Origin of the sequence: Microcoleus sp. T3_A4 (genome assembly GCF_036700465.1) — a bacterium.
Lineage (GTDB): Bacteria > Cyanobacteriota > Cyanobacteriia > Cyanobacteriales > Microcoleaceae > Microcoleus.
Map to the genome: position 1 here is coordinate 106,310 of NZ_JAUBOY010000003.1, position 14,427 is coordinate 120,736.

The following is a 14,427-nucleotide window of genomic DNA, read 5'->3' on the forward strand; positions in this document are numbered from 1 at the left end:
GTTTCCCGAAAGAACAAGCAATCGAATGTTTCAAGGCTTTTAGGTTGCCATTCCCCAATTCCCCATTTGATAGCGATCGTGGAAAACAAGGCAGATATCTACTATAGTCGCGGTAACGTCTTTTACCCACAAGAAGAATTAACGGACGCGGAAACTAGCTATCGGCAAGCGATCGCCCGCGAACCCAACAATGCAACCGCTTACTATAATCTTGGAGTCGTCCTTGACGAGCGGTATCTGCTACCTGAAGCAGAAAGCAACTACCGACAAGCGATCGCCCTTAAACCTGATTATGTCAAAGCTTACAGCAATCTGGGTTGCGTTCTTGTCAAGCTGGATAAGTTATTCGAGGCGATCGAGGTTTTCCAACAAGCGATCGCTCTTTCCCCCAACTGGGCTACCTTACATAATAACCTCGGTCAAGCACTTCAGGCACAAGGAAAAGTTGGTGACGCTATATCTGCTTACATCGAGGCGATTCGATTACAGCCCGATCTGGTTTTAGCTCATTATAACGCCGGCCAAGTTTGGCAGAGCCAAGGTCAGCACGGGTCGGCGGGTCGGTGTTTTGAGAAGGTGATAGAACTCGCTCCCGGTAACGCTTCAGCTTATAGTGAGTGGGGCTATTCTCTCATGGCAGAAGGCAAGCTGGATGCAGCAATGGCGTGCTTTCAGCAGGCAATTTCCCTACAGCCGACATTTGTTGAAGCTTACTGCGCTCTGGTTCTCCAAACTATACACGAAAGCTCTGTAGAAGGTAAAGAAATTGACGAACTGGGACAAGCTAAAATTGCCTGTGCCAGATTTCTTCAAGCACTACAGCGACAATCAAACGCTCCCGAAGTTTATGCCAATCTCTGGCAAACTTACGTTCATTTAGGAAATGTTTTATTCCAGTATGGTGAATACAAACAAGCAGAAAAATATTATCATAAAGCTTTACAGGTTAAACCTAATGACGTAGATATTTTAGGGCGGGTGAATCATTGTTTAGTAAAACAGAAACGGCTCAAGGCGGCAGTGATAGTAGACCAAATCGCAAGAATTATTCAACCAAATGCTAGTTTGATTTACTTTCAGTTGGAAAAAATGAGATCAAACTCGCTTCCCAAAGGCGCTTTATCTGCAAAAGATTGGGTTATTACCACAGAATTAAAGGGGGCTAGCTATATTAGCCATTTCCATAAAAGCAAGTCAAATGGAGCCAAAATGCCTGTTCCACAGGGCTTATTAGAGATGTCTGTTGGTGTTGAGACGGAATTTGAGTCTAATCCAATCTGTAGCAAATTACTTAACTTTGATGCCTTCCAAGCGGGATGTGAGGGATTAAACTGCACGCCGTGCTTGAAGCGAATTTACCAGCAGTTTGCTCCCATTCATCAGGGGTTAGGAATTCATGTTTTTAATAAGGGAGCGAACATTTCTATTGATACACCCAGTAATTTTGTAGCGGGAATTCCAGAGGGGCGCGCTTGGGTTGTTCCGCAAAAAAACTCTTGGATGATTTGTAATGCTATTGCTATTATTACTCCCGATAATTATCTGTTAACAGATGTTTCTCGTGAGTATCCTGGTTCTTTGCCGGGGTGTATGCAACATGATACAAACAAACATCGGGTTTTTAATTTAGAAGAATTACCAATATTAGAACAAATTGATGGGACAGTTGCAGTATTATCTGGACTTTCTGGAAATGTTTACTTTCATTGGATGGTGGATATTCTGCCCCGGCTCGACATTTTACGTCAAAGTAAGGTAGATTGGGAGAAAATAGATGGGTTTTTAGTTAATAGCATCGCGCAACCTTTTCAGCGAGAAACGCTCTTACTGTTAGGAATTTCACCATCCAAGATTATCGAGAGCGATCGCCACCCTTACATTCAAGCTAAAAAACTCATTGTACCATCTTTTTCGGGTTCGCTCGGTTGGCTGCAACCGACCGCTTTGAAATTTCTACGGCAGCAATTTCTAAAACAAATTTCATCGTCAAGTTCCCCTTACCCAGAACGTATTTACATTAGTCGAGCCAAGTCTCAATATCGGCGGGTAATCAATGAAGGAGAAGTGATTGATTACCTGGCTAAATTCGGTTTTCAAACTTTTGTAACAGAATCTTTGTCGGTAGTGGAACAGATTGCGCTATTTTATCATGCTAAAATAATTATAGCCCCGCATGGTAGTGGGTTAACTAATATTATTTTTTGCCGCAATGGTACTAAAATTATTGAACTTGTTTCTCCTCACTATCTTAGACCTTATTATTGTATCATCAGTCAACTTGTAGGGCTAGAACATTACTATTTAATAGGGGAGGTATTTGCCTGTTATCCCATCCGAGAGCTGATGTATCAAAATCCGCTGACCGAAGATATTAAAGTTAGCTTTAGCCAATTGGAAGAAATGATGAAAATTGCCAATATAATAAATCATAATTCCTCAATAATCGCGAAGCCGACTCAGAAGCAAAATTCTATGAATTCTGAAATTACCGCTGTGCAGTATCCTTCTGCAGCCAAACTTACTTCTATGCAAACTACTATCAATTCTGAAATTACCGCTGTGCAGTATCCTTCTGCAGCCAAACTTACTTCTATGCAAACTACTATCAATTCTGAAATTACCGCTGTGCAGTATCCTTCTGCAGCCAAACCCACTTCTATGCAAACTACTATCAATTCTGAAGCTACCGCAGTGCAGTATCCCTCCGCAGCCAAACCCACTTCTATGCAAACTACTATCAATTCTGAAGCTACCGCAGTGCAGTATCCTTCTGCAGCCAAACCCACTTCTATGCAAACTACTATCAATTCTGAAGCTACCCTAGCGCAGTTAAATGAACAAGCCGAAGTTTATTTAACACAAGGAAAATTAGAAGAAGCAGAAACAACTTGTTTGCAAGCTTTGAATATTCAACCGAAGTCAGCACCGATTCTCAAAATTCTGGGCAATATTTCGCACGCAAAAGGTAAGATTGAAGAGTCCCGACACTGCTACATTAAAGCGATTGAAATTCAGCCTAATTTTGCCGCAGCTTATGTAAACTTAGGCAGTTTATACGCACAGCAGCAACAGTGGGATTCAGCCATAAAGTATTATCAACAAGCAATACACATTGACTCTAGTTTAACGGCAGCTTACCGCAATTTAGCAAAGGTTTGGACCCAGTTAAATAAACCGAGCGATGCGGCAGACTGTTGGTATGCTTTACTGAGTCTGGAACCGGAAAAATTTTCAGCACAAGAATGCGTCAATCTGGGAAATATTTTTGTGCGGTTAGATGATATTAGTCGGGGCATTTATTGTTACCAACGCGCTTTGGAATTAAACCCCAATTTGGTAGGAGCTTATCAAAATTTGGGGGAAGCTATGAAGCGCCAAGGAAAATTAGAAGAGGCGTTAGTTTATTATCAAAAAGCTATAGAATTAACTAACCCGGCGGATGTGTCGGATTTATCCACCCAAAAAAATGGGGTTTTTGATAGCCATAAATCGGCGAAACTGTTGGATTTATCTAGCCCTAAAAACAAGCTACATGATAGCCATAAATTGCTAGATTCGCTTACTTCTGAAGATGCCGATGCGTTAATTGTTTTGGCAAAACATTATTATAATAAGGGGAAATTGTCTGAGGCGATCGCGCTGTGTCAACGAGCAATTTCACTTCAACCCCAGGCTGTTGGTGCTTACCATATATTGGGGGAAGCGCTGCAAGTGAGTGGGAAACTCGAAGAGGCAAAAAATTGTTATTTTAAAGTGTTAGAAATACAACCAAATTTTGCTGAGGCTTGGGCAAGTTTTGGTAATGTTTTCGCACAGCAGCAACGATGGCAAGATGCAATTAATTGTTACCAAAAAGCAGTTAGCTTACAGCCTAAAATCGCAGAATTTTATCGAAAGTTGGCGAACATTTTTGAGCGAATTGGTGCCACCGATGAAGCAGCAATTTGTTCGTATAAGGCAGTGAATTTAGAACCGCGAGGAACCACCGCAGAGCAATGCTTAGTTCTGGGGAATACGCTGTTGGGACAGGAGAAAGTTGATGAGGCGGTGGCGTGTTATCGTCTGGCTATTCAGTTGAATCCTAAGTTATCACCAGCTTATCATAATATTGGGGAAATTTTGAGCAGGAAACAGGAGTGGGAAAGGGCAATTAATGCTTACCGTCATTCCATTCAAGTTAAACCGGATAATGCGGGGTCACATTATGGTTTGGCAAAGGCTTTGTCTGCACAAGAATCTTGGGAAGAAGCCGTTATTAGTTACCGAAAAGTTATCCTGTTTAATCCTAATTCGGCGGAAGTTTATCATCAATTAGGAGATGCGCTAACAAAGCTGAATAAGTTGGATGAAGCCGTCAGTGTGTATCGTCGGGCAATTGAGTTAAACCCGGATAATTCTTGGTCGCACAATAATTTAGGAGATATACTGATTAAATTACAACGGTGGGAGGAGGCGATCGCTCCCTACCTTTATGCTACACAGCTTAACCCAAACTGGGCTTGGACTTTCTACAATTTAGGGGAAGCGCTAGCGCAATGCCAGTATTGGGAGGAGGCGATCGCGGCCTACTCTCGGGCTGTCGAGCTCAACCCCGAACTACCGGGCATTGAAAGCAAATTAGCGGGTGCTTTCCGAGAACGAGCTAGATTAGATTTAGATGCAGCCTTTAACTGGTATCACAAGGCGATTAAAGTCAATGCCAATGAAGTAAAGACTTATCACGAGTTCCTAGAAATTAAGCAAAAATCGCCGGAAATTGGTTTACAGTTGGGCACTACTTTGGTGAACCACAATCGGCTGGATGAAGCGATTAATTTATATCAAACAATGCTCCAGACCTTCCCTGAAAATCCAGCTATTCACTTAGATTTAGGTAAGGCTTTTGCTCGGAAGAAGGACTGGGAGTTGGCGGTGGCTGCCTACCGTCGCGCTATTGAGATTGACCCCAATCATTGTTGGTTTCATCACGAACTCGCCGAAGTTTTAGCAGCACAAGGTAAGCGAGAGGAAGCAATATCTAGCTACTATCGCGCGATAGAAACTAATCCTTCTCCTTCATTTTGGCATTATCATAACTTGGCAAAAGTTCAGTCGAGTAAAGGTGAATGGGAGCAAGCGGTACTCTCCTACCGCAAAGCAATTGAAGTAAACCCCGATTATTCTTGGTCGCACAGAAACTTGGGCGATATTCTAGCGGCACAGGGGAAAACTGATGAAGCAACTGTCTGTTATCGCCGCGCTATTAAGCTAAAACCTAGAATCTTCTAAATTTTGAGATGAAAAGCCCCCATGTCTGAGCAAATTGATAGATTAATTGTACATTATCAAAAAGCCTTGCTAATTAAGCCAGATAACGCCGAAATTTACATCAATTTGGCAGAATTATATTACAAACGGGGTCAACTTGATGAGGCAGTCACAGCTTGTGAAACTGCACTCAAAATTCACCCCACTTTGACAGGTAGCTCGAAAACCTTGGCTGGTGTGCTGCAAGAGCGAGGAGAAGTCGATGCTGCTTTTGAAATGTATAATGCGCTAGGCGAGCGATTGGTCAAGGAAGGAAAGTTAGAAGAGGCGATCGCTGCCTACCGATCTGCAATTGAGCTAAAACCAGATGCTTATCAAACTTTTTATCGATTGGGGGAAATCTTTCAACGACAATGGAAGCTAGAAGAGGCTATATCTTGTTGTCTCAAAGCGATTGAGATTGAACCGCTATTTATTGAAGCGCACTATAACTTAATAGAATACTATAGAGTAAGTTACTCTATAAAATACGAAATAGAAAATCCCCTAGCCTTGGAGAAAGCAGTTCGCTGCTATCGTTACGTAATTCAGAACCATCCTAATTTTGCTCTGTCTTACATCGGTTTGGGAGATTTATTAACTTATCAAGGAAACTTGGCAGAGGCTATCTCGTGTTATCACAACGCCTGTTACAGGCAAATCCTACAGACACGACCTGATTTTGCTAAAAATTATTGGGATACAAAGAACCCACGCCACCCTCATTTTCTCATCATTGGTGCCGGCAAAGGCGGTACCAGTTCTTTATATGCCTACTTAACCGAACACCCTAATATTTTACCAGCTATTAGAAAAGAAGTGGGATTATCTATGGAAATTTTTGATAAGGGGATTGACTATTATTTCTCTCAGTTTCCTCCGATTCCAAAACAATCTATTTTTTTGACCGGAGAAGCAACTCCTTGGTATTTTGGGAGCCAAAGTTCATCCCAAAAACTAGCCTTAATTTTTCCTAACATTAAACTTATTTTAATTCTAAGAAATCCAATAATCCGAGCATTTTCTCATTATAAAATGCTGGTTAATTATGGCAGCGAACAAAGGGCTTTTGCTGAGGTAATTGCTTCAGAAATAGAACATCTCTCATCTGATGGTGAAGATGAATTTACCTACTGGCAGACAGAAAAAGGTTATTTATTATTGGGTTGGTATTTCCACTTTATCAAGAAGTGGATGGCTGTATTTCCGAGAGAACAGTTTTTGATTTTAAGGAGTGAAGACTTTTATGCTAATCCAGCGGCTACTCTAACTCAAGTTTTCGAGTTTTTGGGGGTGCCGGATTATCCCCTTCCAGAATATTCCAATTACAATCCGGGGTCTTATAATCCTCTAAGCGATGATTTGCGGCAGACTTTAGCCGAGTTTTTCCGACCTCACAACCAGAAATTAGAGGAATATCTGGGCATGAAATTTGATTGGAATTAACCCATCTTAATAGCGAGGTTTTAGCGGGTAGTGATTGGCTTTTGAACTTGTTGCTGTTCTGTTTTAAAACGTTCAATTTCAGCTTGAGCCTGTTGGAGTTGAGATTGCAAGCTATCCAGTTCGTCTTGGGTTTCTAGCGCTGTCTGCATCCAAGCTTGGGATTGAGATGCTAAAGCTTGGTATCGATTTCTATCTTGCTCAAGTTGCCACATTTGGCTTTGCTTTTGTGTCTCCGACTGCCAAAGTTGTTCTACGCAGGTGAGGAGAAGATTGAGTTGGCGCTGAGTCCATCGAGACACCTCTATTTGAGATAAGTATTGACGCAAATAATACCGTTCTTTTGGGAATTTTGCTGGGTTAATAAGGAACGCAGAGTGGGAATCAGAGAGATAGAGGGGATAGGGATAGTAGGCAATCTCTTTACCAGTGGCGATCGCAGCAGCTAAAATATGCCAATTTAAAGCTAGCAAATCCCTGACCTCGGAATACCGAAACTCTCGCAGCAACTCCACCGCAAATAGAGCGCACAAGTCCTGACTTTGGTTAAATTCCAGTAGCTTGAGTAAAGAGCCGTCATTCGAGTTGATAATTTCCAAATCTTTGTCCAGCTTCATGTCTGGACATACGACAGCTACGGCATCAGATTCACAAGCCGCCGTGACAAATTTTTCTACCATCAGAGGGAGTGCGATGCGATCGCCCGCAAACTGCAAGAAATATTCTCCCGTCGCCAGTTCTACCAAGCGGTTATAAGCCACTCCCAAACTTTTATTAATATCGAACTCGACAAACTCATAGGTGGGAAACTGCTCCTTAGCCAGAGCGATCGCCTCTGGTATGGATTCGCCTGCGGGTGTCTCGTACAAAACGATAACTTCTAAATTTTGATAAGTTTGTCCCGCCAAACTTTCCAGGCAATCCCAAACTTTTATTGTATCAAAAAAACAAGTTACGCCTATAGTTACGCGGGGATTTTGAGGTTCTTTGGGTGCCGATTTGATAAATGCTTCGCTCATATATTCAAGTTTTTGGTTGAGTAATTTTTGATTCACTTGTTCTAATAAAGTGCGCTCTGGGGCGATCGGCGTTTCAGGACAAGCTGAGATAGCTTCACTGATGGTGCCGGCGAGCGAGCGTGCGTCTCCTGGCTCAAACCAGCGCACCCCATCGGTTCTTGAAATTAAATTTAAGGTTTCTTGAAATCCTCCCGTATCTGAAACCACTAAACTAACGGCTAACTGTCCCATCTCTAAAGCGGTATTGGGAAAGTTTTCTTGCAAGCTGCAAAGACAGACAATGGGTGTCGGTGACTGGCTGACTAAATTAATTGCTTCTAGGCTGGATAAATCCGGCAAAACATGGTAATAAAATTTACCCTTTAAAGCGCCATCAATATACTGCTGACTATCCAACCCTTGAAGCACAGTTGACTCTAATTTGATGATTTTACCAAGAAACAGAATGTAAATTTTCTCGGCTATATCCGGGTTAAGCAACTGAAGAGCCTCTACAAAAGTACAGATTCCTTTTCTCTCCTCTAACCGCCCAAAAAACACCAGCGGTATCTGTTTGCTATCAAGTTGAGTAGTCAGAATATCGGATATTTTTAATCCTTCGGATGGCGAAGTATTTGGACACAAAACATGGGTTTTTAACGGTAAATTATCGCCCGAATGCTTCGCCCCTACATCCGCTGATAAGTTGAGGATAGGAATAAAATAAGGTAAATGAACAGCATGAGCAGTTTTCCAGCCATAACTTTCTACTTTTGACTTTAAAAAGTAGGAGGGAAAGCAACTTAAATCCGCATTGTCATAAGAATATTGTTCGTAGTGACAAGCCTGCCAAAACCATTTCGGATAATCTAGCGTGTATCTGCTATTGACTTCCCGCAACCACTCAAAACCACCGTGATCTGTAACACCAACGAGGCAACTATTACCTAGCACACCTGATTTTTTGGCTTGAATCGTGCGATAACCCAATCCCCAAATTGCGGGAAATTCAACATAAACAACTGCTTCGGGGAAAGTAGCAACAATTGCTTGAGTAAAGAACAAACAGCAGAAACTTTCGCCATCAAAGCATTGACTGATAGAGTCTTCTTGGCATTTCGATAAAATTGCTTGGTGGATAGGTTGAAGATTTAGGACTTTTTCAACTTCGCCGGTAGAGAAGATGTGGTGGAGATTTGGTAGTTGCGATCTCCCTTGGAAGTTCTCATGGCTGTGGCAAAGCAAGAGGATGACATACCAACCTTCTGCTGCTAATTTTTGGCTCAATGTGGTATAATAAGTGCCGATACCACCATTTTTAGAAAATCCTTCAAATTCGTTGCTTGCTAAAATCGCAACTTTTTGAGCTGAGGTGTTAAAAGCCTTTAAGAATTGGGGCTGAAAGCCTAATTCTGAATTATCAGGAGAGAGGATATGGGATACTAAATTTTCCGGTTGCATTTTCATAATGATACCAATTAAACAGATATCTTAGATAAGAGTTTTGCTACTTCTGGGATTTCAAGAATATTTCCAAATTTCTCTCTGGCTTTAATTAGTTCGCGTTTAGCTTGTTCTAAATCTCCCCAATGAATAAAAGCCATGACTTTTGCTGCGGCAATATTTGGGCGCAATTGCTCGATAACGATTTCAAGTGAGTATTCAAAAGCTCGATCAATATCTTCGTAAGAAAAGCTACTAAAGGGAGTATCCTGTTCCAGTAGTAAGGTGTCGATTGGTAGAGGATTGACATATTGAAATACTGCGGCTTGGTAGAGATTACAATGGTGTTTGAAGTATGGCCTCAGTTTGTAAATTAAGAGATGAATCCAAGCGGTGTAAAAGTGAGCAAAATCATTATAGTGTACCAGAGAAGTCATGGGGATTAGATGAGGGTAAAAGTTTAGGAAAATGCTTTTCGTGAGTTCCCAGCTTTTCATGGCATCCACAAATAAATATTCTATAGGACGTTGGTTCCAGCCAATTTGAACCACATCTCCTGGGTAAACTGCGATCGAGTGACTCCAGGGACTAATTCTGCGAACAAACTCGTCCAGAAAACTATCTCCCTGTTTATATCTGCCTTCTAGGGAAGTTCCTTTGACACAGTTATCCATATAGGATGGTGCCCAAATGAATATATCGTAAGCATGAATGCGTTTGTCTTTGACAGTTACTTTAATATTTTTTTCTAATCCCTTGGCTACAGAAATTGTTGCAGAACCAAGCCAGCAACCCAAGTCGATGATTTCGCCTTTACCATAATACTTATTTTGGGCATAATCTTGGAGAAAAACTTGCTCTTGAACAGAGGTCATCCCTAATAAGAAAGACGTTGATAAATCTTCATTAGACGAAGGATTGCGACTGGGAGATGTTTGAAAAAATGCCGATTTCATGTACTCTAGTCGCTGGTTGAATAACCCTTGATTAACTTGCTCTAAAAATTCCCGTTGGGGAAGGGATACGGTTTCAGGATAAGCGTCAATAGCGCTGGCAATTTCGGCTGCTAGAGACTGGGAGTTTCCGGGATAAAACCATCGTAAACTATTTGAGCGGTCAATCAGGTTTAATGTCTCCTGAAATCCCCCCGTACTTGAAACTACTAAACTTACGGGTAACTGTCCCATTTCTAAAGAACTATTGGGAAAGTTTTCTTGAGGACTGGTAAGGCAAACAATGGCAGGTGCTAATTCGTGGACTAGGGCAATGGCTTCTTGGCTAAATAAGTCCGATAATATGGTATAATCAAATTTGCCTTCCAGTTCTTGCTGGATGTATTGCTGACTATCCTGGGGCTGAAGTTGATTAGAATGAAGCGGAACGTTTTTACCTAAAAATATGATGTGAATTTGCTGGCTGATTTTCTCTCCTAATTGCTGAATGGCATCACTGAAAGTCAGGAGTCCTTTTCTTTCTTCTAATCTGCCAAAAAAGATAATTGGTATCTGTTCCCGTTTGAGGTTAAGCGAGGCTTTCGCTAACATGAGTCGGTTTTTATCTAGGGGTGCGACAATTGGGAAACAGTAGGGCAAATGAACCGCGTGAGAAGTTTTCCAGCCATAACTTTTGACTTTTGCTTCCATGAAATAAGACAGGAAAAATGCTAAGTCTGCATTCTCAAAAGAATATTGCTCGTAACTATAAACATTTCTAAACCAATTTCCCCCCTCTATAATATATTTCTCATGGGCTTCATTTAACCACTCTTGGCCGCTGTGCATTGTTACGGCTGTGACGCAATTTTTTTCTAACACCCCTGAACGTTTTGCTTGAATTGTGCGATATCCCAGTCCGCACAAATCTGGAAATTCTACATAAATTGGAGATTTGTTAAAGTGCGCGGCTATTGCTTGGATCAAAAAGAGGATTTTATAACTCTCTAATTCTACCCAGTCCCATTCCTTAAATTGAGATAAAATTGCTAGATGAACCGGCTGTAGTTCCAAAACTTGCAGTGCTTCGTAGGCGGAAAAAATATGGCGGATATGGGGGACTGTTGATTCTCCGTGAAATTGTTTTTGAGTTTGACATATAATTAAAATAATATCTGTACCTTGGGCTGCTAATTTTTGGCTCAATGTAGCATAGTAAGTGCCAATTCCACCGTTTCGGAAAATGCCTTCATATTCAGGAGTGACGAGGATTGCTACGGGTTCTGTGGAGGCAAATAATTTTTCAATAAAGGGTTGCTGGAAGCGCACTGCAAAATGATTTGCAGAGATTTCATTTAGTAAAGTTAATTGATTCATTGCGTAAGTCTTTTTAAGTTGACACTAATGCCCCTACACCTAATCTTCCTATCTTTCTTCAATCTGTTTCTTCACCCAAGCTCGAAAGGCTTTCAGTGTTTTATTTCTTCCCTCGATTTTACTTTGTTCTAAATACTGGGTAATCACCTCCCCGAGCAATGGCAAGCCGGGAAAATGAAGACTTTCAGTAACCTGCACGTAACGCCCCGCTTGCAGCACGTTGATTTCTAATTTTGTCCCGTTAAACCGCCACAATTCTCCGACTCCTAATGCTTCATAATTATTCAACTGGGTGCGGGAGGAAATGTCAATCTCAATGGCTAAATCTGGGGGCGGTTCTACAGTTAAATCGATGCGTTTTTTACCCCGAACGGCTGCTTCGTTTTCGATATAGAAACAGCTATCGGCTTCTAAACCTTGTTGCATCGTTTCGCTTTTAAACGTAGTAGAAGCCAGATTTCTGAACTCAACGTCTAGTTCTTCCAGCAAAATTTCCACTAAGTTGCTAATAATAATTTTATCATCTTCATGTTCCGGTAATGGCACCATAATTTCTAAAATTCCCTGACTATAATTAATCCGCGACCCCCGTTTTTCACCAGACTCCTCTAACATTTGTTCGTACATTTGCCAACTGACATCGGTCATCAGGAGTTGCTGACCGGGGGGGACGATGATTTGTTTAAGTTGGACTTGCATAGTTTCCTCTCTTTTGTGTTAGGGATTCGCCCCTGAATTATCTGGGCCAGTCGAGTTTGGTGCTGCTGAGACTTCACTTTTTGCAATTCTACTGTTTTTTGATGCAGTTGAGCTTGAGACTGTTCTAACTCTGCCTGAGTGGCGTGCAGTTGCAGATCGGACTGTTGTAATTGAGCTTGGGTTTGCTGTAGCTGTTGTCGAGACTGCTCTAGTTCTGCCCGATTTTGCTGCTGCTGAGACTGTAGTTGCTCTACTTGCGATCGCCCCTGGTTGAGTTGTTGGTAATAAGCCTCTAACTCTGCCTGAGTTGTCTGCAATTTTTCCCCTTCCCGTTCAAGTTGCGATCGCGCCTGGGAGTGTTCCTCTTTTAATATTTCTAAATCTCTCATCTTTTGGTGCAGTTTTTCGTGAGAATCTACCAAGTCAGCTTGATTTTTTTGGAGTTGATGTCGATACTGTTCGAGTTCGGTCTGAGTTGTCTGCAATTGTTCCCGTTCCCGTTCAAGTTGCGATCGCGCCTGGGAGTGTTCTTCTTTTAGTGCTGACAATTCTTTCGTTTTTTGGTGCAGTTGCTCATTAAATTCTGTTAACTGATTTTGCAGTTGAGTTTGAGACTGTTCCAGTTCTGCTTGCGTTTGGGATTGTTGGATTTTTAGTTCCTCTAATTCGTCTTGAGTTTGGTGGAGTTGTTGGTTAGAATTTCTTAGCTCAGCTTGAGTCTGTGTGAGCTCGTCTTGAAGTTGCTGTGCGGTTAGCATCCAACCTTGAGATTGGGGAGAGACAACCTGCTTATTTGTTGAGGACAACTGACTATCTTTTTCGAGTTTTTCCATAAGAATTTCTGAGTGAGGGGTTCGACTTCGTAATCGAAGATGCCTAAACTTTTAACGTCTTCTGGTTTTTCACCGACGATGTAGCGATTGTAAAATTCATCTTCTACCTCAAATAATCCTATCTTATCAGAGGTTGGTGACTCTCTGTAACAAAAATGAAGGAGAATTTCTTGAGGAACTAAGCTGCATATAGCAGGCACTCTTTCAGTAGCAGTTGTATTGGGTGGTGAACCGTGAAAAAGGCGTTTGTCATAGATTAATGCCTGTCCTGCTTTCATGCGAATGCTAGTAAGATACTGTTGCTGTATAATTGATAAAATATCTTGGCTGTAAGGAAAGCCTTCAAATATCCAAAGTGCTCTGAGCTGTGAATTCAATAAATTGCTTTTTTTGACAAGTTGAAGACAGCCATTTTGCTCGTTGACCTCAATAGGTGGTCGTGTTTTAAGGGGATGTAACTTAATTGTAAGTTTAGTTAAAATAGGCTATCTGGCAAAAAACAAAGGTATGGCCCTGTTCACTCTCGTTAATCTCTTGCAAAATCTCGCTTCCCAACATCCCGTTCGCGCAGCGTCCCTGCAGGGGAATCGCATCGCCTATACTTTCCTAGAAGATGGGGAGAAACCGATCGCCAGTTTAACCTATCGCTCCTTGGACGAAAAAGCTAGGGCGATCGCCACTTACTTACAATCTCAACTCTCTGTTGGCGAAAGAGTTTTGCTGGTTTATCCCCAAGGGTTAGAGTCCATCGCCACTTTTTTCGGTTGCCTTTACGCTGGAGTTGTTGCCATTCCCGCACCTGCACCGGAAGCGGCGCGGTTAAAACGTATTTTACCGAGATTGGAGGCGATCGCCGCCGATGCTGGAGCTTCATTAATCTTAACCACCGCCAGTCTGCTAGCCAGCCGTGCCGACAACCATTTAACATTTAAGGCAAGAAGCTTTGTCAGTTGGTTTAAAGGCAGGACTTCACTCCTACTCAACTACTACGTGGCAGAGGGAGAAATCGCCGAAAAAACACCCCAACTCGCCACTATTCCTTGGACAGCCACCGAGAAAATTCCCTCCCAGCTAGTCTCCCAATGGCAACTGCCGAAAATTAATGGCGATACCTTCGCCTACCTGCAATATACCTCCGGTTCCACTTCCACCTCCAAGGGAGTGATGCTCGATGGCAAAAACCTGATGTGGCATTTAGCGGAACTTCAACAAGCTTGCGGGTACGACTCCAACAGTGTCACCGTGACTTGGATACCCTATTTTCCCGATTACGGACTGGTAGAGGGAATTCTCGCACCGCTTATAATTCATTTTAAACGAATTAATTTGTGTCAACAAACTTGTGTTAATGACTAATTGATGAAAGCTGATAGCTTTATACAACGAAGGTCAACCGGGAAATTATTGCTACAATAG

8 protein-coding genes are annotated in these 14,427 nt (G+C 42.0%); 3 read left to right on the forward strand and 5 right to left on the reverse strand.

Features of this window, described 5'->3' with window-relative positions:
- Positions 1-78 precede the first annotated feature (78 nt).
- Positions 79-5,268: a tetratricopeptide repeat protein gene (locus QUA07_RS02650; RefSeq protein WP_333322403.1), complete on the forward strand. Its 5,190-nt coding sequence runs from the start codon at positions 79-81 to the stop codon at positions 5,266-5,268.
- A gap of 21 nt (positions 5,269-5,289) precedes the next feature.
- A complete protein-coding gene (locus tag QUA07_RS02655; RefSeq protein ID WP_333322405.1) occupies positions 5,290-6,732 on the forward strand; it encodes a tetratricopeptide repeat protein in 1,443 nt (480 codons plus the stop codon).
- A 20-nt stretch (positions 6,733-6,752) separates the two neighbouring features.
- On the opposite strand, the gene QUA07_RS02660 is transcribed toward QUA07_RS02655, so the two are convergent.
- From QUA07_RS02660 to QUA07_RS02680, 5 genes are read right to left on the reverse strand one after another with little or no spacing between them, the layout of a single operon-like run.
- On the reverse strand, positions 6,753-9,194 hold the full coding sequence (locus QUA07_RS02660) for a glycosyltransferase (RefSeq protein ID WP_333322407.1): 2,442 nt from the start codon (positions 9,192-9,194) through the stop codon (positions 6,753-6,755).
- Positions 9,195-9,205: 11 nt separating this feature from the next.
- Positions 9,206-11,479, reverse strand: a complete 2,274-nt coding sequence (locus tag QUA07_RS02665) for a glycosyltransferase family 4 protein (RefSeq protein ID WP_333322408.1) — start codon at positions 11,477-11,479, stop codon at positions 9,206-9,208.
- A 48-nt stretch (positions 11,480-11,527) separates the two neighbouring features.
- Positions 11,528-12,178 (reverse strand): Uma2 family endonuclease, encoded by a 651-nt coding sequence (locus tag QUA07_RS02670; protein ID WP_333322410.1) that lies wholly within the window; start codon positions 12,176-12,178, stop codon positions 11,528-11,530.
- Complete coding sequence (locus QUA07_RS02675) at positions 12,127-13,011, reverse strand: hypothetical protein (protein ID WP_333322412.1); 885 nt, start codon at positions 13,009-13,011, stop codon at positions 12,127-12,129. Before QUA07_RS02675 ends, QUA07_RS02670 begins: the two co-directional genes overlap by 52 nt.
- Positions 12,930-13,493 (reverse strand): phytanoyl-CoA dioxygenase family protein, encoded by a 564-nt coding sequence (locus QUA07_RS02680; RefSeq protein WP_333322584.1) that lies wholly within the window; start codon positions 13,491-13,493, stop codon positions 12,930-12,932. Before QUA07_RS02680 ends, QUA07_RS02675 begins: the two co-directional genes overlap by 82 nt.
- Positions 13,494-13,518: 25 nt before the next feature.
- On the opposite strand from QUA07_RS02680, the gene QUA07_RS02685 reads away from it, so the two are divergent.
- Positions 13,519-14,367: an AMP-binding protein gene (locus QUA07_RS02685; protein ID WP_333322414.1), complete on the forward strand. Its 849-nt coding sequence runs from the start codon at positions 13,519-13,521 to the stop codon at positions 14,365-14,367.
- Positions 14,368-14,427 lie beyond the last annotated feature (60 nt).